Here is a 20,590-nt window from a genome sequence, read left to right on the forward strand (position 1 = left end):
GACAGTGTCGAAGGATCCGTCGAGGGCTGGTCGTCGCCGCGTATGCCGTATGCCGTATGCCGTAGGCCATATGCCCGAGGCCCCGGGCTCAGCCGGCCGACGACTCGGCGCGGTCGCCCGCCCAGTCGGTGTGGAAGGTGCCCTCGCGGTCGATGCGCGTGTAGGTGTGCGCGCCGAAGTTGTCGCGCAGCGCCTGGATGAGCGCGGCCGGCAGGCGGTCGCGGCGCAGGCCGTCGAAGTAGGCGAGCGACGACGCGAAGGCCGGAGCCGGCACGCCCCGCTCGGCGGACACGGCGACGACGCGGCGCCAGGCCTGCACCCCGTTGCCGATCGCGTCGGCGAACCACGGCGCGGTCAGGAGGGTCTCGAGACCGGGCTCGGCGGCATACGCCTCCTTGATGCGGTCGAGGAAGCGGGCGCGGATGATGCAGCCACCGCGCCAGATCGTCGCGACCTCACCGAGGTCGAGGTCCCAGCCGTGCTCCTTCGAGCCGGCGGCGAGCTGGTCGAAGCCCTGCGCGTACGCGACGATCTTGGAGGCGTAGAGCGCGGCGCGGACGTCGTCGACGAAGGCATCGCGGTCCACGTCACGCTGCGTGGACGGGTCGAGCTCGGCGAGGTCGGCGAAGGTCTCGCGCACGGCGGCGCGCTGGCTCGTGTGCCCGGACAGGCTGCGGGCGAAGGTCGCCTCGGCGATGCCGGTGACGGGCACGCCGAGGTCGAGGGCGCTCTGCACGGTCCAGCGACCGGTGCCCTTCTGCTCGGCCGCGTCGCCGACGACGTCGACGAACGGCTTGCCGGTCGTGGCGTCGGTGTGGGCGAGCACGTCGGCGGTCATCTCGATGAGGAAGGACTCGAGGTCGCCCTCGTTCCACTCACGGAAGACGTCGGCGATCTGGGCCGGCTCGAGCCCGAGGACGCTGCGGAGCAGGTCGAAGGACTCGGCGATGAGCTGCATGTCGGCGTACTCGATGCCGTTGTGGACCATCTTGACGAAGTGTCCGGCGGCGTCGGGGCCGAGGTGCGCGGCGCAGGGCGTGCCGTCGACCTGCGCGGCGATGGACTCGACGACGGGCGCGAGGCGCTCGTAGGCGTGGTCGGAGCCGCCGACCATGATCGACGGGCCGTTGAGCGCACCCTCCTCACCGCCGGAGACACCCATGCCGACGAAGTGGATCCCCTTGTCGGACAACGCCTTCTCGCGGCGGAGGGTGTCGGCGAAGTGCGCGTTGCCGGCATCGACGACGATGTCGCCCTCGTCGAGCAGCGGCACGAGCTCGTCGATGACGGCGTCGGTCGGAGCGCCGGCCTTGACCATGACGATGATGGCCCGCGGCTTCTGGATCGCCGCGACGAAGTCCTCGACCGTCTCGGCGCCGACGAAGTCACCCTCGTCGCCGAACTGCTCCACGAGGCTCGTCATGCGCGAGGTCGTGCGGTTGTGGACCGCCACCGTGTGGCCGTGTCGGGCGATGTTGCGGGCGAGGTTGCGGCCCATCGTGGCGAGGCCGGTGACGCCGATCGTTGCGCGTGTCTCCATGAGGGCGGCAACCTCTTCGGCGGCCGGCGCATTCCATCCCGTCCACCCCTCGGCACACACCACCCCTGCCACCACCCCTGCCCGGCCGCCCGGCGATGGGGTTGGGTGGACCCATGGACGTGGGAGTGCAGCGGCGGGTCGTGGAGCTGGGTGACGAGCTGGCCGGCGAGCTGTCCGGCCTGCCCGCGGACGCCGACCCGGGCGTCCGCGAGGCCCTCGCCGACGGCGTCGCGTCGCTGCGGCGGCTGGCCGACGTGCTCGAGCGGGCCTCGGACGCGGCCGCGGCGGGCCGACCGGCTCCCGTCGACGTCGTCGCGCCCGTCCTCGGCGTCGACGGCTGCAAGGCCGGCTGGGTGGGCGCGCTGCTCGAGCCCGGTGCGCCCCGGCCGCGCATCGTCGTGGCGCCGACCGTCGCTGAGCTCGTCGCGATGGTTCGCGAGTCGACCGGCATCCGGGTTGTCGGCATCGACATCCCGATCGGCCTGCCCGACAGCACGATCCGCCAGGCAGACCAGCTCGCGCGTCGGGCGCTCCCCGGCAAGGCGTCGTCGATCTTCTCGACGCTGACGCGCTCGGCGTACGCCGCGGCGACCCGTCTCGAGGCCGATGCCGTCAACCGCGGGCTCGTCGGGCAGGGCGTGGGCGCGCAGGCCTTCGCGCTGCGCGACAAGATCGTCGAGGTCGACGCGTGGCTGCGCACCCGGCCGACCGTCACGGTGCTGGAGGTCCACCCGGAGGTGTCCTTCGCGGCCATGACCGGGGCGCCCATCGCCGCGAGCAAGAAGACCGACGAGGGTCGCGACCGGCGCCTCGAGGCCCTCGCTGCCGCGGGCATCGCGCGCCCGTCCGTGCTCAAGGGCTCGGGGTATGCCGCCGACGACGTCCTCGACGCGTGTGCGGTCGCGTGGTCGGCCGCCCGGCACGCTGCAGGCCTGGCGCGGCCGCTCCCCGACCCGCCCGAGGTGTTCTCCGACGGGATCCCGGCCGCCATCTGGGCCTGATCGTCGGCCACCGGCGGGCGTGCCCCAGCATGGCCCCATGCGGATCACGGTGGACGACCTGACGGACCCGGCCGTCATCGACCTGCTCCACGGGCACGTCGCGCAGCTGCGGTCGATGTCGCCGCCGGAGAGCACGCACGCCCTCGACCTCGACGGGCTGCGAGCGCCGGGCGTCACGCTCTGGGTGGCGCGCGACGGCGACGCGGTGCTCGGGTGCGGAGCCCTGGCCGAGGCCGGGCCCGGCCACGGCGAGGTGAAGTCGATGCGCACCGCCCCGGACGCGCAGCGCCGCGGGGTCGCTCGCGCGGTGCTGGGCGAGATCCTCGCCGAGGCCCGCCGCCGTGGACTGGCCCGCGTCAGCCTCGAGACCGGCTCCGACGACTTCTTCGCGCCGGCCCGCGCGCTCTACGCGGCGCACGGCTTCACCGAGTGCGAGCCGTTCGGCGGCTACCGCCCCGACCCGCTCAGCACCTTCATGACCCTCGAGCTCCGACCTCGCGACTGACGACGCAGACGTCAGCCGCGAGGTGGGCCTCAGCTGCCGACGGCGGTCCGCAGGGCTCCGGCGGTCGCGTCCCAGCCGGGCTGGGTCGGGTGGACGAACTCGGCCGTGTCGCGACCGGGGGTGCCGACGGGCACGAGCCACGCCTTGGAGTTGTCGGCGACGACGTGCGGGTCGAGCCCGTGCACGCGGCCGCCCCAGGCCTGCTTCACCGTGCCGACGAAGTGGTAGTTGTCGGCGCCCGGCTCCGCGTTGAGCTCGGCGACGCCCTGGGCCTGGAGCTGGTCGCCGAGGCGCTGGAGGTCGTTGAGCGCCGTGCCGGCGTCGTAGACCGGGGCGACCTCGGGGATGCCGTAGCTCTCGGAGTTGATGAGGAACGGGTAGCTCAGGAGGTAGACCTGCGCGTGGCCGCCTGACTTCTGCTCGACGGCGCGCAGGGCGTCCTTCGTGCTCTCGACCATCTGCGGCGCCTTCGCCGTGGCCGCGTCCAGCGCCTGCTTGCAGCTGGACGGGTCGCGCAGCGTCAGGCAGTTGACGACGATGGTCGAGAAGCCGATGTCGTTGCCGCCGATGGTGACGAAGACGTGGTCGGTGTCCCGCGTGACCGCGTCGATCTGCGCCCGCGTGACGAGCTGGCACGAGACGGTGCCGGTGTAGAGGTCGTTCACACCCGCGCCGGCGGCGAACGTGTAGCGGTACGAGAAGTCGGGCTGGGCCGGCACGCCGCACAGCCGCTCGCCCTGGGCCCGCTTCAGCCACTCGCTCTTCTGGTCGGGGTGGGCCGCCGGGTCGATCGAGTAGGTCGCAGACTTCGTGAAGGCGTTGCCGAGGTCGCGGGGGTGCAGGAGGTCGGCGACGACCCCGCCGCTGCAGGCCACGTCGGTGTAGCTCGCGCCGATCGAGGCCGCGACCTGCGAGCCGTAGTTGTCGGGCGAGCGGTAGCAGCTGCGCTCCTCGTAGGTCCCCGTGCCGTTACCGGCCGAGTAGGAGTCGCCGAGCTGGACCACGTGGGGCGTCGTCGCTGCCCGGGCCGTGGGGGCGGTCAGCGCCACGGTCGCGCCGAGGCCCGCGGCCACGGTCAGGGCGGTCGCGACCGCCGTGCGTGCGAGACGGGTGGTGAGTGAGGTTCGGGGCACGGCAGGACTCCTTCGTCCGGTGTCGGTCTCGTGAGGAGAACGAGGCCGGCACCGCCGAGGTCACGCGAGGAGTCCCGCACCTGCAGCCGTGGACGCAGGTGGAGCGAGAGGAGGTATGCCGTCACGACGGTCGTGACGGCATACCTCCTCTGCGGGTGGCGGGGGCTCAGCCCTGCGCGAGCTGGGACACGTCGTCCCACTTCTCCCACGTCTCGATCCGCGAGGCGTAGTCCGCCTTGGCGATCGAGAGCGGGGCTGCGCCGAAGAAGACGCGCAGCGGCGGCTCGTCGGCGTCGACGACCTTGAGGACGGCGGCGGCCGAGGCCTTGGGGTCGCCGGGACCGCTCGTGTTGCGGGCCGCCCGCTCGCGGTGGGTGCGCTCCCGGATGTCGTCGTAGGTCGGGAGAGGCTCGGAGTGCTTGGCCGACGGACCCGCCCAGTCGGTCGAGAATCCGCCCGGCTCGATGAGGGTCACGTGGATGCCGAAGGGGGCGACCTCCTGCGCGAGCGACTGGCTCAGGCCCTCGAGAGCCCACTTCGACGCGTGGTAGGCGCCGACGATCGGGAAGGCGGAGATGCCGCCGATCGAGCTGACCTGGATGATGTGGCCCGAGCCCTGCTCGCGCATGATCGGCAGCGCGGCCTGGGTCACCCAGAGCGCGCCGAAGAAGTTGGTCTCCATCTGGGCGCGGACGTCGTCCTCGCTCAGCTCCTCGACGAAGCCGAAGTGGCCGTAGCCGGCGTTGTTGACGACGACGTCGAGGCGGCCGAAGCGCTCGTGCGCCTGCTTCACGGCGGCGATGTCGGCGTCACGGTCGGTGACGTCGAGGGCGATCGGCAGCAGCCGGTCGCCGTAGATCTGGGCGAGGTCGTCGAGGGTGCTGGTGTCGCGGGCGGTCGCGGCGACGTTGTCGCCCCGCTCGAGGGCGGCGGCCGCCCACTCGCGACCGAACCCACGGGACGTTCCGGTGATGAACCACGTTTTCGTCATGCGCTCGACGCTATGACTTCGAGTGCGCTCCAACGCAAGCTGCGCGTTAGACCCCTCGCCGGCGCCGCTGTCCCTAGGGTGACGCCATGACCGACCTGAGCAACCGACCTGCCCAGCTCGCGACCGAGCTGCACCGGCGCGGAGCGAGGTTCGTCGTCGTGGGCAGCGCGGCGCGGTGGCTCACGACCGGCGACGGCACCCCACGTGACCTCGACGTGGCCGTATGCCGTGACGACCTCCCAGTGCTCGCCACCGCCCTCGCCGGGCTGGGCGTGGCGACCACGGCTGACCGCTTGGGCCTGGCCGGACAGTCGCATGTCGACACGTCATGGGGACCCTTGGACGTCTTCGTCGACGACACGACGCAGCCCCGTGTCGCGAAGTACGACCGCGGAGGCCGGACGTGGCAGCTGGCAGTGGTGCCGGCATGAGCCCGCGTCCGACCGCGAGCGGTCTCACCCCCATGGAGATCTCGGTGCTGCGGGCGATCGAGGACCTCGGTGGCGCCGCCGACGCGCCCTATGTGCGCACGCTCGCCGTCCTAGAGCGCGTCGACGCCGAGACCGGGGTGGGCCGTCGCTACTCCGAGCGGATCCTGGCCGACCTCGCCGTGCCGTGGGTGCGCCACTTGCCCCTCGTCGACGGCTACGGCAACTTCGGCTCGATGTCGGGTGACGAGCCGGCCGACGCGCGCTACACCGAGGTGCGCCTGTCGGCAGTCGGCGCGCTCGCCCTCACCTCCGAGCGCGGCGACGTCGGCCCCTTGCCGCTCGATCTCGTCGAGGGTTCCCTCTACCGCGGTGGCCTGCTGCCGCCCTTCGACCCGGCGGCGACGGTCCGCGCGGTCCTCGACGGCTCGGCGAGCCCGGGGACGCCGCGGACACCGACCGGCTCGATCACGCGCGACCCCGCAGGTCGGTTCGAGCGGCAGGGACGATGGCTGACGCGCTACCAGCTGAGCGCGACGATCCGCACCGGCAGGGGCCATGCCGAGCTCGTCATCACGTCACCGCCGTTCCTCGTCGGCACCGACGCGATCGTCACTGCGTTGCTCGACCGAGCGCACCAGGCGGGTGCGCGGCTCCAGCACGACGCCCAGGTCCCGCAGCGACCAACCCCCCGGATGGAGGCCGAGCCCGTCCCGTTCGTCGAGCTCCTGGACATGAGCAGCGGCCGGATGGGCACGCGCATCGTCATCAGGGTCGCCGACGGTGTCGACGTCATCGACGCCGTCGACTGCGTCAGGTCTGTCTGGCCCGTCACCGTGCACGTCGACTGCGCGTCGTACGAGGAGACGTACGACCGGTTCGCGACGTGGCACGACGTCGACAAGAGCGGGGTGCACGCGCTCGACGAGCTCATCAGCCGTGTCGCGCCGGAGGCCGACTGAGGCACGTCGAGGCAGCACACGAGGTCTTGCGAGGTGAAACACCGCTGTCACGCCGATCTCACCGAGGCGCAACGTCGGGGGTGCAGCGTGGGTGATGACGGCTTCGCGGGGATCGCGGAGTGCATGCGATGAGGCCGCCGTGGGGTCGTCTGTCGTGATCCCGCGAAGGAGGAGCCATGAACCGCCTCAGATCGATCGTCCGGTGGCTCGACGAGTACACCCTCTGGGCCTTCAACCCCACCGCCCGTTCGAGGTGAGGGGTCAGGAGTCAGGCGCGGGCCGCTCGGGCGAGCCAGGTCAGGGCGTCCTCGGCCGTGCGCAGCACCGAGATGTGGCCGTCGCCGGGCTGGAGCCAGAGCTCGGCGCCCGGGATGGCTCCGGCGAGCCACTCGCCATGGGACGCCGGCACCATGCGGTCGGCGGCGCCGTGCACGACGAGAGTGGGCGCCGCGATGTCCGCCGGGTCGAAGCCCCAGTCGGAGACGTAGGCGAGGTCGTCGTCGATGAGCGCAGCCGGTCCGGCAGCCATGGCCGGGCCGACGACCGACCCGAACCAGCCCCACGGCCCGGAGAAGGCCCCCTCGTCGGCGGGCACGAACCCGAAGTCGACCTCGCCCTCCGGCACCTGCGCGGCGGCGGCCTCGTGCGCCTCCTTGGCCTCCCGCCCTGCCGCGGCAGCCCGCAGCGACGCTTCTCCGCCCGGCGCCATGCCGGCGAACCAGTCGAGCCCGGACGCGCCGAACGGCGCCACCGGCGAGACGCTGACGACGCCGCGGACCCGGTCGGCGAGCAGTGCCGCCGGGGCGAGCGCGTGCGTGCCACCGCCCGAGTGGCCCATCACCGCAAAGGAACCCACGCCGAGGTGGTCGGCGACCGCAGCCACGTCGCGCGCCGCCGAGGCGACGTCTCGACCTGGGCGAGCGGTCGACCCGCCGTAGCCGGGCCGGTCGTAGGACACCCACCGGACGCCGAGCCGGGCCGCGGCCTCGAAGAGCGGCCGGGGCGGCGCGCCGATGTTGGGCGTGCCGTGGTGCCAGACGACGACGAGCGGCTCGACGCCCGGGGTTCCCGGGTCCCCCGTGTCGTAGACGTGCAGCACGTGCCCGTCGCCGAGGTCGACGTCGCTCTCGATCACGGTCACGGGGGTGCTCGGGGTGCTCGGGGTGCTCGGGGTGTCGGTCACAGTCCTTCGGCCTTTCGTCGGAGGTGGTCCTGCTCGGGGATGCTCGTCGTCAGGCGTGACGCGAGCAGGTAGCTCACGCGGGCCTGCTCGGTGTCACCGGCCATCTCGAGCAGGTGTGCGCGCACCGCGTGCAGCCGGTGGTGCCGGGCCAGGCGCTTGTCCTGCTCGAGGTCGTCGAGCACGGCGAGCCCGGCCGCCGGGCCCTCGAACATGGCGAGCGCCACGGCCCGGTTGAGGCTCACGACCGGCCCCGGGGCGAGCTGCTCGAGCAGCCCGTAGAGCGCCAGCACCTGCGCCCAGTCGGTCTCGGCCGCCGACGGCGCCTCGTCGTGCACGGCCGCGATGGCCGCCTGCACCTGGTAGGGCCCGAGCCTGGTCCGGGTCAGCGCGTCGCTGACGAGGGCGACGCCCTCGCTGACGTATGCCGCGTCCCACCGAGAACGGTCCTGCTCGGCGAGCGGGACGAGCTCACCGGCGGCGTTCGTGCGGGCCGGGCGGCGTGCCTCGGTCAACAGCATGAGGGCGAGCAGGCCGGTCACCTCACCGTCGTCGGGGAGCAGGGCGTGCACCTGGCGGACGAGCCGGATCGCCTCTGCCGTCAGGTCGACCCGGTGCAGCTCACCACCGCTGCTCGCAGTGTGGCCCTCGGTGAAGACGAGGTAGAGGACGTGCAGGACCTCCCTCAGCCGTGCCGCCACGTCATCCGGGGGCGGCATGCGGAACTCGGCCCCAGCGTCGCGGATCTGCTTCTTGGCGCGGCTGATCCGCTGGGCCATCGTCGCCTCGGGCACGAGGAACGCGTGCGCGATCTGGGCCGTCGTCAGTCCGCCGACGGCCCTGAGCGTCAGGGCGATCCGCGCGACCGGGGCCAGTGCCGGATGGCAGCAGAGGAGGAGCAGCGTGAGGGTGTCGTCGCGATCGGCCGGCCCCACGGCATACGCAGGCGGTGCGACCAGGGAGTCGGCAGGCGCCCTCGTCGCATCGGCGAGCTCACGACGCTCGCGCGCCTCGTCGCTGCGCAGCCCGTCGATGAGGCGCCGCGAGCCGACGCGGATGAGCCACGCCTTGGGGTCGTCAGGCACGCCCTCCTCGGGCCACTGGGCCGTAGCCGCGAGCAGCGCCTCCTGCGCGGCCTCCTCGGCGCGGCCGAAGTCGCGGTAGCGGCGCACGAGCGCACCGATGACCTGCGGCAGCACGCTGCGCCACAGCTCGTCGGTCACCACGGATGCGCCCACGCCACAAGCCTTCTCAGAGGTCCTCGGCCGATCCGCCCATGAGCGGTCGCACCTCGACGGCGGCGAAGCGGGCGTCGGGGAAGCGCCCCGCGATCTCCTCGGCCCGCTCCGGCGTCGCGCAGTCGACGACGAAGTAGCCCGCCATCTGCTCCTTCGACTCGACGAACGGCCCGTCGGTGACGAGGCTCTCGCCGTCGCGCACCCGCACGCTGCGAGCGGTCAAGGGGTCGGCGAGCGCCTGGGCGGTCACGAGCTCACCGGACTCGCTGATCTCGGCCATGAGCTCCTCGAAGTCGCGCAGCATCCCGGCGCGCTCGTCGTCGGTCATGGCCGCGGCCTCGGGAGTGCGCAGGAAGATCGGGTGCCCCCACGTCTGCGGGTTGCTCCAGATCATCAGCAGGTACTTCATCTCGACTCCCTCGTCACGCCGTCACGCCGTCGCGCGGCCTCGCCATCGCTGTGTCGTCCGGGACGTCGGAGCGGGCGGCGCGATCTCGACACCGCTGCCGACCCTTCCACACCGGTGTCCGGATCGGCTCGGGGTAGCGTCGCTGCGTGTCCGCCGGCGACGTCCCTCCCCACCGCCCGACCGCCCTCGACGACCGCGCCGCCGAGGCCGAGCGGTCCGTGACGGCGCTCTTCGCCGGCTCGCTGGGCGGTGTGCCGCTGACGCACCTCGCCCGGATCGTGCACCCCGCACCCGGGCCGCGCACGCTCGGCGGCCTCCGCGGGACGTGGCACTACTGGTGGCAGGCGCACTACCTCGACGCCGTCGTCGACGCCGGCCTCCGCGCGCTCCGGACCGGCGACCCGGCCGGCGCGGCCCAGCGTGCGGCTCGCGGAGACCGGCTGCTGAGCACGATCCGGCTGCGCAACCGGGTGCGCTGGACCAACGACTTCTACGACGACATGGCGTGGCTCGCCCTGGCCGCCGGCCGGCTCCGGCTCCTGCACGACGCGATCGGACGCACGGCCCGGCGCCGGCGCCTTCGCTCGGCCGACCGCCACCTCACCGACCAGCTCCGGTCGGCGCACACCGACGACCTCGGCGGCGGCCTCTTCTGGAGCCGCGACCGCGACTTCAAGAACAGCCCGGCGACCGGTCCGGCCGCCCTCCACCTCGCGCGGCTCGGCGAGACGGACGAGGCCCGCAGGCTCGTCGACTGGCTCTACGCGCGCCTGTGGTCGCCGGAGAGCGGGCTCGTGCTCGACGGCATCCGGCTGCAGGGTGGCGCCGAGGTGCTCGTCCCCGACGTGTGGTCCTACAACCAGGGCACGGTGCTCGGCGCCCTCGTCACGCTCGGTGACCCCCAGAGCCTCGCCCGGGCCGCGGCGCTCGTCGCCGCGGTCGACGCGAGGCTGACCGTCGAGGTCGACGGGGTGCGGGTGCTGCGCACGCACGGCGGCGGTGACGGTGGCCTCTTCACCGGCATCCTCGCGCGCCACCTCGCGCTCGCGGCCGCCGCCCCGGCGCTCGACGCGGCGGCGCGGGACACCGCCGGGCAGCTCGTCTCCGGCACGGCCGACGCACTGTGGCGTGGTCGGGGCAGCCTGCCCGTCGCGGGTGCCCGTGACCCGTCGGTCTTCCCCGTCGAGCCGGGCGGACGCCCGCCGGCGCCGCCGCTCGAGCTGTCGCCGCAGCTGCAGGCGTGGACCGTCCTCGAGGCCGCCGCCACGCTCCCCTGAGCCGACGAACGACCGTTGGTATGCCGGCAGACGCGATCTCCGCGTGTCGCGCGGTGCGTCGCCGGGCGGGCTGCACCAACGGTCGTCGGACGGCCGGGCAGGTCTCGCTTCGGGCACGAAGGCTGGGAGCGGGCTGGGAATCGCGCCGCTCCCGGGTGAGACTCGAGGGGTGCGCACCCGCCGATCCGCCACCGCTGCGGTCACCGCCGTCGCCGGCCTGACCGCCGGCCTGCTGCTCGGCGCCTGCTCCACCCCGGGGCCGAGCGACGACGGCGGCGACGGGACCACGGGACCGCGCCCCACGGCATACGCCAGCACGTCGGCCGGCCCCACCCAGACCGCCCCGCCGCCTCCGACGAGCGCGACCACCCCGACGAAGGCGCCGACGACGAGCACGCCGGCACCCTCGGAGACGAAGCCGGCGCCCGACCCGGCCTCGATCGCGGCGCTCATCGCGAACCGCTACGACCCCGGTGACCTGCGGCTCGGGGGCGAGCGCGGGAGCACGAGCGCCTACCGGCAGTACTTCGTCACCTACGAGAGCAATGGCCTCCGCATCTCCGGGCGCGTCAACATCCCGCGCGGCAAGGGCCCCTTCCCGGCGGTCGTCCTCGCGCACGGCTACGTCGACCCGGCGGTCTACACCAACGGCGAGACGATGCTTCGCGAGCGGGACCGCCTCGCGCGCCAGGGCTACGTCACGCTGCACATCGACTACCGAAACCACGCGCAGTCCGACAAGGACCCGCGCAACGACGCGAACCTCCGCGCCGGCTACACCGTCGACGCGATCAACGCCGGACTCGCGCTGAAGAAGGCCTCGTACGTCGACCCCGACCGGGTCGCGCTCATCGGACGTTCGATGGGCGGCGGCGTCGTCTACAACGTGCTCGTCGTTCGGCCCGGGCTCTTCCGCGCGGCCGTGGCCTACGCCCCGGTGAGCTCCGACACCGTCGACAACTTCGACAAGTGGGTGCGGCGCGAGACCTCCCGTGCGGGCGCGGCCCGTGCCGTCATCGGTCGGCTCGGCACCCCGGAGGCGAACCCGGCCGCGTGGGCGGCCACGAGCCCCCGGACCTACTTCGGGCGCATCACCGAGCCGCTGCTCATCCACCACGGCACGGCCGACGAGGACTGCCCCATCGCGTGGTCGCGCGAGTCGGTCGCGGCGCTGCGGGCCAAGGGCAAGTCGGTCGAGCTCGACGTCTATCCCGGCGGCCGGCACACGCTGACCTCACCCCAGTGGGACACCTCGATCCGGCGCACCGAGGCCTTCCTCGCCAAGCACCTGACCTGAGAGCTGCTCAGCTATCGGACAGCCCCAGCAGGCGGGCACCGTTGTGCCACAGCACCGCCCGCATCCAGTCGTCACCGAGACCCAGCCGCGCGAGCGCCTCGAGCTGGTGGGCGTAGGCATAGGGGATGCTCGGGAAGTCGGAGCCGAGCACGACCCGGTCACGCAGGCCGGCGAGGCGCTCGACGTAGCCGTCGGGGAAGGGCGCGAAGCGGTTGGTGAAGTCGGTGCCGTTCATCGTCGTGTCGAGGTGCACCCCTGCGAACTCGTCTGCGAGGTCGGCGAACTCGTGATACTCCGGCATGCCGAGGTGTGCCACGACGAGCACGAGGTCGGGATGCCGGCGCAGCACCTCGCGCACCGCCGCCGGGCCGGTGTGCGTGCCCTGCAGCGGCGCCGAGCCGGCGTGGACGACGACCGGCACGCGTGCAGCCTCGAGGTGCGCCCACGCCGGCTCGAGCCGCTCGTCGTCGGGAGTGAAGTCACCGACCTGGACGTGCATCTTGAACAGGCGCGCACCGTCGTCGAGCGCTGTGGCCACGTAGTCGCCGACACCGGGCTCCGGGTAGAAGGTGGCGCAGTGCACGGCATCGGGCACGCGCCGCGCGAAGTCGGCGCACCAGTCGTTCAGCCACTGCGCCATGCCGGGCTTGTGCGGATAGGCCAGCGCTGGGATCGCCTTGAGCCCCAAGGTGCGCAGCGTGTCGAGCCGTTGCGCCTCGTCGTCGCGGTAGGTGACCGGCCACGGCGCGCCGTAGTGCTTCTCGGCCTCGTCGAAGTAGCCCCACACCTTGCGCTGCATCGAGTCGGGCAGGAAGTGCACGTGGATGTCCGCGAGCCCCGGCAGCCCGAGGGAGCGCAGGTAGGACGGCACCTCGGCATCCGTCGCCGGGCCCGGCGTCGTCGTGGTCGCGTCAGCCGTCGTCACGTCTCGCAGCGTAGGCGACCGTGTGGCAGGGTGGACGGCCCGGACGACCCTTGACGAAGACCCGCAACGACAGGACTCCGCCCGTGCGCACCCTGACCTACCTCATCGCCTCGACGATCGACGGCTTCATCGCCGGACCCGACGGCAGCGACCCATCGGCACCGGGCGGCTTCTGGCCCATCTCCCCGGAGTACGTCGCCCACCTCGTCGAGGAGTACCCCGAGACGCTGCCGGCCATGGCCCACGAGGCGCTCGGCATCCAGGGCCCGTGGCGGCACTTCGACACGGTCCTCGAGGGCCGCGGCTCCTACCAGGTCGGCCTCGACGCGGGCGTCACGAACGCCTACCCGCACCTGCGGCACGTCGTCTTCTCGACGACCCTCCCGCGCGGGGACGACCCCTCCGTCGAGATCACGGCCGACGACCCCGTCGAGGCGGTCCGGCGCCTCAAGGCCGAGGACGGCCAGGGCCTCTGGCTCGTCGGCGGCGGACGTCTCGCCGCCGCGCTGGTCGACGAGATCGACCGGCTCGTCGTCAAGGTCGGCCCCGTGACGGTCGGGGACGGCATACCCCTGCTCGGCCGCGGCGCGGAGTTCAGCCCGCACGCGTGGCGGCTCACGGAGCACACCGCGGTCGGCGACACCGTGATCCTGACGTACGAGCGCGCCACCGCCTGAGGGCGGCAGCGCGCTCGTCGACTCGAGCCGGACGGGAGCCGGGTCAGCCGGCGAGGGCGCCCATCGGGTCCCACGAGGGCAGCACGATCGGCTCCTGGTCCAGCGCCTCCTGCAGCTCGGCCGGCAGCGCGTCGCGGCGCACGGCCACCTCGAAGACGAACTCGCCGAACCACGAGTCGTTCATCGTCATGAAGCCCTTGTCGCCCTTCTCGGTGCCCCAGCTGTTCTCGACGCGCCAGCGCCGCGGCACGTCGTCGTGCAGGTCGACGCCGGTGAAGAGCATGGCGTGCGTCATGAGCGACTCGTGGTGGAGCAGCCGGTCGGCCTTGCCGAGGCTCGGCTCGGTGCCGTAGAGCGCGGCGTGGTCGAAGAGGGCGGCGTCCCAGACACCGAGGTCGGCGTGCGACATCTGGCCCGTGTCGCAGCCGAACCACACGGGCTCGCCGCCGACGATCGCCTGCGCCGCCAGGGACTTCATGAGGTCGGGCTCGACGTTGAGGTAGGTGACGGGCGGGGCGCCGACGACGTTGCCGAGGTGCTCGACGGTGAACGTGCGGCCGTAGGGGCTGGTGGCGCGCGGGTCGTTGACGAGGCAGACGTAGTCCTCGAGCGGCACGGTGACGTAGCGCTCGGCGAACTCGAGCGGGGTCATGGCGCCGTCGCGGTGGAAGCCGCCGTCGGTGTCCTTCCACTGCCAGACGAACGACTCGGGCGGCGTGCCGAGGTGGATGCTCAGCAGGCGGTGGATCGAGGCGAGCACCTGCTCCTTGGTCTCGAGCAGGTCCGCCTCGGAGGCGCCGTCGGCCGCCTGGGCGCGCAGGTCGCGTGCCGCCTGGCGCAGGATCGTCGAGATGTCGCGGTTCATCAGGCGCGTGTTGCTCGAGCTCTTCGTCTCGGGCATCGCGACCTTGGGCACGAGGCCGTGCTTGACGACGAGCGCGACGAACATGTTCCACTGCCCGCCGTCCTCGGCCGGCGTCGCGAGCAGGTGGGCGACGGTGCGGTCGTCGACGTCGCGGTCGGCCGTCGCGATGACCGACTCGAGCCAGTGGTTGGCCTTCTCGAACTTGTCCCAGAAGAGCAGGTGGTTCTGCGAGAACTCGAAGTCCTTGACGCCGAGCTTGGCGCGCGCACCGGCGCGCAGCAGGTTGGTGCCGGCGAAGAGCCAGCAGCGGCCGCTCTTCTCCTGCGACGTCGCGGCCCAGTCGTCGAGCAGGTGCGACACCGAGTGGTCGATGCCCGTCACGACCCGGCGGTCGAGGGCGATGTCGTCGACCGAGGTCGTCGTGACGGCGTTCTGCAGCATGCGGGCGGTGGGGTCGGCCTCGAACGCCTTCGTGAGGCGCTCGACGAGGTCGGGGGCGAGGTCGTGCGGCATGGGCCACTCCTTCGAGCTTCTCGGGATCCTTGCATCGTATGCCGGGGGTCCCGCCCGATCGGGCGCTCCGACCTGCTCGTCGATGTCCCGTCCCGTCGCGGCACCTCCCTCCCGACTCCCGTCGGCTCAGCGCCTCGTCACAGCCCGCTGCGTCCGTCCGCAGGGGCGCGCGCGGACCGCCCGCCACGCTGCATCGGAGCCGGTGCTACGTTGCCGCGGTGTCGGTCTTGGGCTGGGTGGGTCGCGTCGGCGTGCTCCGCATCCTCATCCCGATCATGGCGCTCACGGCCCTCGTGGTCGGCGCCGGAGCCCTCGGACCCGCCCTCGCCGCCTCGCGGGGTGAGGGCCTGCCGGGGACCGTCACGGTCACCCGCGAGCAGTGCACGAGGGGTGGCTGCCAACCGTTCGGCCGCTACGTCAGCACCGACGGCAGCGTGACGCTCCCCGACGCGCACCTCGACGGCGACGGCGCGGTCGGCGACCGGGTGTCCGTCGTCTACCTGGGCGAGTCGAGCCCGGCGCAGGTGCACGTGCCGGGCTCCGACCTCTGGGTCCTCATCGCCGCCTACCTGGTCGCGGCGGGCGCCTTTTTGGCCTGGTGGCTGTGGGACATCGCCCGCACGGTGCGCCGACGCCTGCGCCGACCCGAGGCCCGCCTGTAGGAGGCCCCGTCAGCGCTGTGGTCGGTGCGGCGGTCAGTGCGACAGCAGCGACATGATCGCCGCCGAGGCCGCCAGCTGACCTGCCGCCGCAGCAGCCACGACGGAGGCCATCGGCATCGGGTAGGCCGCGAGGTGGGCCATGTCCCCGGCGCAGAAGACGCCCTCGCGGCTCGTGCGCGCGAACTCGTCGATGCGCACGCCGCCCGACGGGTTGAGCTCGAGCCCGAGCTGCTCCGCGAACGGCGCCGACTGGTGCAGCGCGGGCCGCACGAAGAGGCCGGCGACCTGCTCGTGCACCTGCTCGCCGTCTGCACCCGCGAGCACGACGCGTACGCCCCCGTCGTGCCGCTCGACCGCGACGACCCGCTCGGTGCGCACGGTCGGCCGGTCCTGCCAGTCCGCCGGCAGCTCCTCGCCGTCGGTGAGGACGACGACCTCAGAGGCGATGCGGCCCAGCATCGCCGACAGGTGCGGGGCCACGGCGGCGCCGAGGATGCCGACCCGCCCGCCGCTCAGCTCGTGCCCGTGGCAGAACGGGCAGTGCGCCACGAGGTCGCCCCAGAGCTGCTCGATGCCGGGCACGGGCGGCAGCTCGTCGCGCACACCTGTCGCGAGGACGACGGCTCGCGCGGTCAGCGTCGTGCCGTCGGCCGCGCGCAGGTGGAACGCACCGTCGACCTCCTCGATCGCCTCGACCCGCTCCTCCCGCACCGTGACGGTGTCGTATGCCGTGAGCTGCCTGCGCGCGTCGGTGCGGAACTCCGCCGGCGGGGTGCCGTCGTGCGCGACGACGTTGTGCATGTGGCTGACCGTCGCGTTGCGGTAGGTGCCGTCGTCGAAGAGGACGGCGTCGCGGTGGATCCGGCCGAGGCTGAGGGCGGCCTGGAGGCCGGCCGGGCCGCCGCCGACGACGGCGACCTCGGTGTGGAGCTGGGTGCGCTGGTCAGTGTTCGGGTCTGAGTCCATGGGATCTCCTCGGGCGAGGTCGGATGCCGGTCTGAGCCCAGCGTGTACCTTCAGGTCGACATGAAGGCAAGCACGCGCGAGGAGACCTGGACCGTCGGCGAGCTGGCGGCCCGCTTCGACCTGCCGACCCACGTGCTGCGGCACTGGGAGACGCTCGGGCTGCTGGCGCCTGAGCGCGACGCGTCCGGCTACCGCCGCTACGGGCGCGGCGACCTCGTCCGTGTCGCAGTCATCCTGCGCAACAAGGCCGCCGGCATGTCGCTCGAGCAGATCGGGGTGCTGCTCGACGGCGAGGCGCAGGGCCGGCACGAGGTGCTCGAGGCGCACCTGCGGGACCTGGCCGAGCGGGCCCGCTCGATCGAGCGGTCGCGCGAGATGACCGAGCACGCGCTGCGCTGCCGGGCCCACGACATCGTCGCGTGCCCGCGCTTCTCGCAGCACGTCGCCGACCTGACCGAGGGCCGGGCGCCGACGGCTCGCATCACCGACTGGTCCTAGCCGCTCACGCCGAGAGCGAAGGGTCCTTGGCGGGACGCCGGTCCCCGGCGAGGATCGGGCCCATGAGACTTCTCGTGCTCGGAGGCACCCACCACGTCGGTCGCGCGTTCGTCGAGGCCGCCGTCGCCCGCGGCGACGACGTCACGACGGTCACCCGCGGCGTCAGCGGCACGCCGGTCGAGGGCGCCGAGGCCCGCCACGCCGACCGGCTCGACCCCGACGCGCTGAGCGCGGCACTGGGCGACGACGAGTGGGACGCCGTCGTCGACACGTGGTCGGCGGCGCCGGTCGCGGTCCAGACCTCGGCGCGACTACTTCGCGGACGCGCCTCGCACTACACGTACATCTCGTCGTGCTCGGTCTACACCTGGCCCATCGTGCCCGGGTCCGACGAGGGCGCACCCGTCGTCGACGCGGACGCCGGCTCGCAGGACGCCTCGGACTACTCTGCCGCCAAGCGGGGCGGGGAGCTCGCGGTCCTCGCCGAGTTCGACGGCGACGTCGCGATCGCCCGGGCCGGGCTCATCCTCGGCCCGTACGAGATGGTCGGCCGGCTGCCCTTCTGGCTCAGGCGGATCGCCGCAGGAGGTCGCGTGCCGGCGCCGGGGCCGCGGGACCGGGCGCTGCAGCTCGTCGACGCCCGGGACATCGCGGACTGGGTGCTCGGGTCGCGGCCGATCGGCACCTTCAACACGGTGAGCGCGCCGGGCCACACGACGACCGGCGCCCTGCTCGAGCAGGTGCGCTCCGTGACGGGCGGCGACGCCGAGCTGGTCTGGCTCGACCCCGAGACCGTCGAGACCGCGGGCGTCGAGCCGTGGACCGAGCTGCCCATCTGGGTGCCACCCACCGGCGAGCTGGCCGGGCTGCACGCGCTGGACACGTCGGCTGCCGCGGCGGCCGGACTGCGCTGCCGGCCTATGACCGAGACGGTGGCCGACACGTGGGGGTGGCTCCAGCGCGAGGGGCTGCCCGAGCGGCCGACCAACCGCGGCGGCGGGCCCATGGACGCCGCCGCCGAGGCCCGCCTCTGGGCCGCCCACGCGGCTCGCACCGCCACCTGACCCGCCCCGACGCCACCACCAGTCGAGTGGCCCCGTCGTCACACGCGACACGACACCTGCGACACCGTTCCCACGCACCGGTGTGACGACGGGGCCACTCGACGGCGGGTGAGGCACGCGTGGGTCGCAGCGTCAGCGGGTGCGGGCGCGATGGGCGGCGGCCTTGACGCGGCTCTGGCACTGGGTCGAGCAGAAGCGCCGGGTCCCGTTCTTCGACCCGTCGACGTAGACGCGGTCGCACGCCGGCGCGCTGCACACGCCGAGCCGCCCGCCGAGGTCGCTGCCGAGCGCCACGGCGAGACCCGAGGCCAGACCGGCCTGCCACCCGCGGACGTAGCCGTCGTCGGGCCCGTGGAAGTGCAGCTGGAAACGCCCCTCCGCATCGGGGTCGAGCCTCGGACGCGCGGCGGTGGACTCGAGCAGGTCGTTGACGATGCCGGCGGCCGTGCCGAGGTCGTCGCGCGCCGCCGTCTCGAAGACGGCGCGCGCCTGCGGCACCACCTCGAGGAGGGCCTCGGCCTGCGCCGCAGTGGGTCGCGAGCGCCGGTCGGGGGTCGACGTCGCGTCGGACACCGCCCGCACGAGGTCCGTCCCCACCGGAGGGGCGTATGCCGTCCCGCGGGCCTCGCCGGGGGTCGCGAGGTTGACGAGCGCCACCGTGACATCGAGGAGCCGCTCGACGTGACTGTCGAACTTCATTTGACCAGTCACCCGTCCGATCGTAGGTTCATGACTGCCAAAGTGTAGTTCGACAGTCAGGATGATCTCCCGTGAGCGCCACTCCACGAGCCCTGCTCGCTCGACGACCCTCCCGACGGTCCTCCCTGCCGGCTCGGCTGTGGGTGCTCATCGCCGCGCGCTGCGTCAATCGGCTCGGCGGCTTCTCGATGGCCTTCCTCGGCGTGCTGCTCGTGCGCGAGCTCGGGGCCGGCCCCGGCGAGACCGCCCTCGCGCTCACCTGCTTCGGCGTCGCGACGATCCCGTCGCGCCTCCTCGGGGGACACCTCGCCGACGGCTGGGGCCACCGGTCGACGATGGTCCTCGGCCTGCTCGGCTGTGCCGTCGCCCAGCTCGTCGTCGCAGCGGCACCGACGGTCACCTGGACGCTCGTCGGCGCCGTGCTGCTCGGTCTCGCCTACGAGATCGTCGAGCCACCCACCCAGGCCCTGGTCTCGGACCTCGTCCCCGCGCGCGACCGCGCCTTCGCCTACTCCGCCCTCAACGCCTCGCTCGCCGTCGCCGGCGTGCTGGCCGGTCTCGTCGCCGCCGCCGTCTCGGGCTTCGGGCTCCGGTGGCTCTTCGTCGTCGACGCCGTCACCTGCGTCGCCGCGGCGCTGCTCGTGGGGACCCGGATCCCCGCAGGGACCGCTGGGTCGGACGCGACCGCGCGCACGGACGACTCGCCGGCGAGCCCGACGTCGTCCCGGGCCCGGTGGGCCGGCGCCCTCACGGACCCGCGACTGCGCCCGGTCGTCGCGTTCGGCACCGTCGTCGCCACCGTGACGATGCTCGTCGTCCTCGGCGTGCCGCTCCTCGTCGAGCAGCGCGGCCTCGCGCCGGCGACGACCGGATGGATCCTCGCCGCCGGCGCAGCCGCGAGCGTCCCCGGCGCCTGGGTCGCGGCCGCGCTGCGCCGCCGCACCGACGAGCGGGGAGTCCTCCTCGTCGGCGAGGTCGTCGCCGCAGCAGGCCTCGGCACGATCGCGCTCGCCACCCATCCGCTCGGGCTGACCGCCGGCCTCATCGCCTTCGACATCGGCAGCCTGCTCGTCATCGCCACGACGATGGCGCGCGCCGGCACCCTCGCTCCCGACCACGCGCGCGGCACCTACCTCGCCGTGCTGGGACTGACGTGGGGACTCGCCACCTCGGTCGCACCGGTCGTCCTCACGACGCTCGGCACGGCATACGCCCCCGGAGCGCCCTTCGGCGCAGCGGCGCTCGTGCTCCTCGCGTCGGCAGTGCTGCGCGCCCGGCATGGCCGGCCGCGTTTGGACCCTACCCTCACGTGAGGGTAGGGTTCCTCGTCGTGCCAGAGTCTCGAGTGTCCGCCGACCTGCTGCAGATCGGCGACGTCGCGGACCGGACGGGCCTCAGCCTCCGCACGATCCGGCACTACGAGGAGGTCGGGCTGCTGCCCGAGCCGCAGCGCAGCCCCGGGGGCTTCCGCCTCTACTCCGAGCTGGCCGTCGAGCGCCTGCTGCTCATCAAGCGGATGAAGCCGCTCGACTTCACGCTCGAGCAGATGCGCGACCTCATCGACATCCGTGACGAGCTGGGCCGCCCCCGCCTCGGCACGGCGCGGCGCGGCGAGCTGACCGAGCGCCTGCGCGCCTACCACGCCCTCGTCGAGCAGCAGCTCGGCCGCCTGCGCGAGCGCGTCGAGAGCGCCGAGGCCTTCGCGCGCCAGCTCGGCGACGAGCTCGACTGAGCCACACAGCAGTTCAGAAGCCCAGAGC

22 protein-coding genes are annotated in these 20,590 nt (G+C 73.3%); 12 read left to right on the forward strand and 10 right to left on the reverse strand.

Going from position 1 to position 20,590, the window contains the following annotated elements; translation table 11 throughout:
- Nucleotides 1-88: 88 nt before the first annotated feature.
- A complete protein-coding gene (gene gndA / locus U5C87_RS04015; RefSeq protein ID WP_330475359.1) occupies nt 89-1,540 on the reverse strand; it encodes an NADP-dependent phosphogluconate dehydrogenase in 1,452 nt (483 codons plus the stop codon).
- A 113-nt stretch (nt 1,541-1,653) separates the two neighbouring features.
- Between gndA and U5C87_RS04020 the strand changes: the two genes are divergently transcribed.
- Together U5C87_RS04020 and U5C87_RS04025 are read left to right on the forward strand one after the other, a co-directional pair.
- On the forward strand, nt 1,654-2,541 hold the full coding sequence (locus U5C87_RS04020) for a DUF429 domain-containing protein (RefSeq protein WP_330475360.1): 888 nt from the start codon (nt 1,654-1,656) through the stop codon (nt 2,539-2,541).
- Between the two features lie 37 nt (nt 2,542-2,578).
- Nucleotides 2,579-3,046: a GNAT family N-acetyltransferase gene (locus U5C87_RS04025; RefSeq protein WP_330475361.1), complete on the forward strand. Its 468-nt coding sequence runs from the start codon at nt 2,579-2,581 to the stop codon at nt 3,044-3,046.
- Nucleotides 3,047-3,075: 29 nt separating this feature from the next.
- On the opposite strand, the gene U5C87_RS04030 is transcribed toward U5C87_RS04025, so the two are convergent.
- Together U5C87_RS04030 and U5C87_RS04035 are read right to left on the reverse strand one after the other, a co-directional pair.
- Nucleotides 3,076-4,179, reverse strand: a complete 1,104-nt coding sequence (locus U5C87_RS04030; RefSeq protein ID WP_330475362.1) for an SGNH/GDSL hydrolase family protein — start codon at nt 4,177-4,179, stop codon at nt 3,076-3,078.
- 166 nt (nt 4,180-4,345) lie between these two features.
- Complete coding sequence (locus U5C87_RS04035) at nt 4,346-5,170, reverse strand: SDR family oxidoreductase (RefSeq protein WP_330475363.1); 825 nt, start codon at nt 5,168-5,170, stop codon at nt 4,346-4,348.
- An 86-nt stretch (nt 5,171-5,256) separates the two neighbouring features.
- Here U5C87_RS04035 and U5C87_RS04040 point away from each other — a divergent pair, with 86 nt between their 5' ends.
- On the forward strand, nt 5,257-5,601 hold the full coding sequence (locus tag U5C87_RS04040) for a hypothetical protein (RefSeq protein WP_330475364.1): 345 nt from the start codon (nt 5,257-5,259) through the stop codon (nt 5,599-5,601).
- Nucleotides 5,598-6,560, forward strand: a complete 963-nt coding sequence (locus U5C87_RS04045; RefSeq protein ID WP_330475365.1) for a DNA gyrase subunit A — start codon at nt 5,598-5,600, stop codon at nt 6,558-6,560. Before U5C87_RS04040 ends, U5C87_RS04045 begins: the two co-directional genes overlap by 4 nt.
- A 268-nt stretch (nt 6,561-6,828) precedes the next feature.
- On the opposite strand, the gene U5C87_RS04050 is transcribed toward U5C87_RS04045, so the two are convergent.
- Genes U5C87_RS04050 through U5C87_RS04060 form a run of 3 tightly spaced genes read right to left on the reverse strand, consistent with a single transcriptional unit; the run spans nt 6,829 to nt 9,387 of the window.
- Nucleotides 6,829-7,743 carry an alpha/beta fold hydrolase gene (locus U5C87_RS04050; RefSeq protein WP_330475366.1) on the reverse strand — a complete coding sequence of 305 codons (915 nt, stop codon included), beginning with the start codon at nt 7,741-7,743 and terminating at the stop codon, nt 6,829-6,831.
- Nucleotides 7,740-8,978, reverse strand: coding sequence for an RNA polymerase sigma factor (locus U5C87_RS04055; RefSeq protein ID WP_330475367.1), 1,239 nt, complete (start codon nt 8,976-8,978; stop codon nt 7,740-7,742). The genes U5C87_RS04050 and U5C87_RS04055 overlap by 4 nt, the downstream gene beginning before the upstream one ends.
- 13 nt (nt 8,979-8,991) lie before the next feature.
- The gene (locus tag U5C87_RS04060; RefSeq protein ID WP_330475368.1) at nt 8,992-9,387 is read right to left on the reverse strand and encodes a YciI family protein; all 396 of its coding nucleotides are present in this window, start codon (nt 9,385-9,387) and stop codon (nt 8,992-8,994) included.
- A gap of 146 nt (nt 9,388-9,533) precedes the next feature.
- Here U5C87_RS04060 and U5C87_RS04065 point away from each other — a divergent pair, with 146 nt between their 5' ends.
- Complete coding sequence (locus tag U5C87_RS04065) at nt 9,534-10,664, forward strand: glycoside hydrolase family 76 protein (protein ID WP_330475369.1); 1,131 nt, start codon at nt 9,534-9,536, stop codon at nt 10,662-10,664.
- A gap of 169 nt (nt 10,665-10,833) precedes the next feature.
- Nucleotides 10,834-11,961, forward strand: a complete 1,128-nt coding sequence (locus U5C87_RS04070) for an alpha/beta hydrolase family protein (RefSeq protein WP_330475370.1) — start codon at nt 10,834-10,836, stop codon at nt 11,959-11,961.
- Between the two features lie 7 nt (nt 11,962-11,968).
- Here U5C87_RS04070 and U5C87_RS04075 read toward each other — a convergent pair whose 3' ends face one another.
- Nucleotides 11,969-12,886, reverse strand: coding sequence for an amidohydrolase family protein (locus U5C87_RS04075; RefSeq protein WP_330475371.1), 918 nt, complete (start codon nt 12,884-12,886; stop codon nt 11,969-11,971).
- Between the two features lie 83 nt (nt 12,887-12,969).
- Here U5C87_RS04075 and U5C87_RS04080 point away from each other — a divergent pair, with 83 nt between their 5' ends.
- Nucleotides 12,970-13,563 carry a dihydrofolate reductase family protein gene (locus tag U5C87_RS04080; RefSeq protein ID WP_330475372.1) on the forward strand — a complete coding sequence of 198 codons (594 nt, stop codon included), beginning with the start codon at nt 12,970-12,972 and terminating at the stop codon, nt 13,561-13,563.
- Nucleotides 13,564-13,606: 43 nt separating this feature from the next.
- On the opposite strand, the gene U5C87_RS04085 is transcribed toward U5C87_RS04080, so the two are convergent.
- A complete protein-coding gene (locus U5C87_RS04085) occupies nt 13,607-14,941 on the reverse strand; it encodes an aminopeptidase C (RefSeq protein ID WP_330475373.1) in 1,335 nt (444 codons plus the stop codon).
- Nucleotides 14,942-15,159: 218 nt separating this feature from the next.
- On the opposite strand from U5C87_RS04085, the gene U5C87_RS04090 reads away from it, so the two are divergent.
- The gene (locus U5C87_RS04090; protein ID WP_330475374.1) at nt 15,160-15,603 is read left to right on the forward strand and encodes a hypothetical protein; all 444 of its coding nucleotides are present in this window, start codon (nt 15,160-15,162) and stop codon (nt 15,601-15,603) included.
- Between the two features lie 33 nt (nt 15,604-15,636).
- On the opposite strand, the gene U5C87_RS04095 is transcribed toward U5C87_RS04090, so the two are convergent.
- Nucleotides 15,637-16,569: an NAD(P)/FAD-dependent oxidoreductase gene (locus U5C87_RS04095; protein ID WP_330475375.1), complete on the reverse strand. Its 933-nt coding sequence runs from the start codon at nt 16,567-16,569 to the stop codon at nt 15,637-15,639.
- Between the two features lie 60 nt (nt 16,570-16,629).
- Here U5C87_RS04095 and U5C87_RS04100 point away from each other — a divergent pair, with 60 nt between their 5' ends.
- Both U5C87_RS04100 and U5C87_RS04105 read left to right on the forward strand, forming a co-directional pair.
- On the forward strand, nt 16,630-17,067 hold the full coding sequence (locus tag U5C87_RS04100; protein WP_330475376.1) for a MerR family transcriptional regulator: 438 nt from the start codon (nt 16,630-16,632) through the stop codon (nt 17,065-17,067).
- A 62-nt stretch (nt 17,068-17,129) separates the two neighbouring features.
- Nucleotides 17,130-18,131 (forward strand): NAD-dependent epimerase/dehydratase family protein, encoded by a 1,002-nt coding sequence (locus tag U5C87_RS04105; RefSeq protein ID WP_330475377.1) that lies wholly within the window; start codon nt 17,130-17,132, stop codon nt 18,129-18,131.
- 132 nt (nt 18,132-18,263) lie between these two features.
- On the opposite strand, the gene U5C87_RS04110 is transcribed toward U5C87_RS04105, so the two are convergent.
- Entirely contained in the window at nt 18,264-18,830 is a 567-nt protein-coding gene (locus U5C87_RS04110) for a CGNR zinc finger domain-containing protein (protein ID WP_330475378.1), read from the reverse strand.
- 71 nt (nt 18,831-18,901) lie between these two features.
- Between U5C87_RS04110 and U5C87_RS04115 the strand changes: the two genes are divergently transcribed.
- Complete coding sequence (locus tag U5C87_RS04115) at nt 18,902-20,143, forward strand: MFS transporter (RefSeq protein WP_330475379.1); 1,242 nt, start codon at nt 18,902-18,904, stop codon at nt 20,141-20,143.
- A 17-nt stretch (nt 20,144-20,160) separates the two neighbouring features.
- Nucleotides 20,161-20,562 carry a MerR family transcriptional regulator gene (locus tag U5C87_RS04120; RefSeq protein WP_330475380.1) on the forward strand — a complete coding sequence of 134 codons (402 nt, stop codon included), beginning with the start codon at nt 20,161-20,163 and terminating at the stop codon, nt 20,560-20,562.
- The last annotated feature ends 28 nt before the right edge of the window (nt 20,563-20,590 follow it).

The sequence above is a fragment of the Terrabacter sp. C0L_2 genome, from assembly GCF_036352015.1.
Taxonomy (GTDB): domain Bacteria; phylum Actinomycetota; class Actinomycetes; order Actinomycetales; family Dermatophilaceae; genus Terrabacter; species Terrabacter tumescens.

What these genes read in the sequence shown, in the direction of transcription:
- U5C87_RS04020 (WP_330475360.1), top strand. Translation starts at nt 1,654, where the DNA reads ATGGACGTGGGAGTGCAGCGGCGGGTCGTGGAGCTGGGTGACGAGCTG.
- U5C87_RS04085 (WP_330475373.1), bottom strand. Translation starts at nt 14,941, where the DNA reads ATGCCGCACGACCTCGCCCCCGACCTCGTCGAGCGCCTCACGAAGGCG.
- U5C87_RS04045 (WP_330475365.1), top strand. Translation starts at nt 5,598, where the DNA reads ATGAGCCCGCGTCCGACCGCGAGCGGTCTCACCCCCATGGAGATCTCG.
- U5C87_RS04025 (WP_330475361.1), top strand. Translation starts at nt 2,579, where the DNA reads ATGCGGATCACGGTGGACGACCTGACGGACCCGGCCGTCATCGACCTG.
- U5C87_RS04035 (WP_330475363.1), bottom strand. Translation starts at nt 5,170, where the DNA reads ATGACGAAAACGTGGTTCATCACCGGAACGTCCCGTGGGTTCGGTCGC.
- U5C87_RS04100 (WP_330475376.1), top strand. Translation starts at nt 16,630, where the DNA reads ATGAAGGCAAGCACGCGCGAGGAGACCTGGACCGTCGGCGAGCTGGCG.
- U5C87_RS04105 (WP_330475377.1), top strand. Translation starts at nt 17,130, where the DNA reads ATGAGACTTCTCGTGCTCGGAGGCACCCACCACGTCGGTCGCGCGTTC.
- U5C87_RS04040 (WP_330475364.1), top strand. Translation starts at nt 5,257, where the DNA reads ATGACCGACCTGAGCAACCGACCTGCCCAGCTCGCGACCGAGCTGCAC.
- gndA (WP_330475359.1), bottom strand. Translation starts at nt 1,540, where the DNA reads ATGGAGACACGCGCAACGATCGGCGTCACCGGCCTCGCCACGATGGGC.
- U5C87_RS04110 (WP_330475378.1), bottom strand. Translation starts at nt 18,830, where the DNA reads ATGAAGTTCGACAGTCACGTCGAGCGGCTCCTCGATGTCACGGTGGCG.
- U5C87_RS04095 (WP_330475375.1), bottom strand. Translation starts at nt 16,569, where the DNA reads ATGGACTCAGACCCGAACACTGACCAGCGCACCCAGCTCCACACCGAG.
- U5C87_RS04060 (WP_330475368.1), bottom strand. Translation starts at nt 9,387, where the DNA reads ATGAAGTACCTGCTGATGATCTGGAGCAACCCGCAGACGTGGGGGCAC.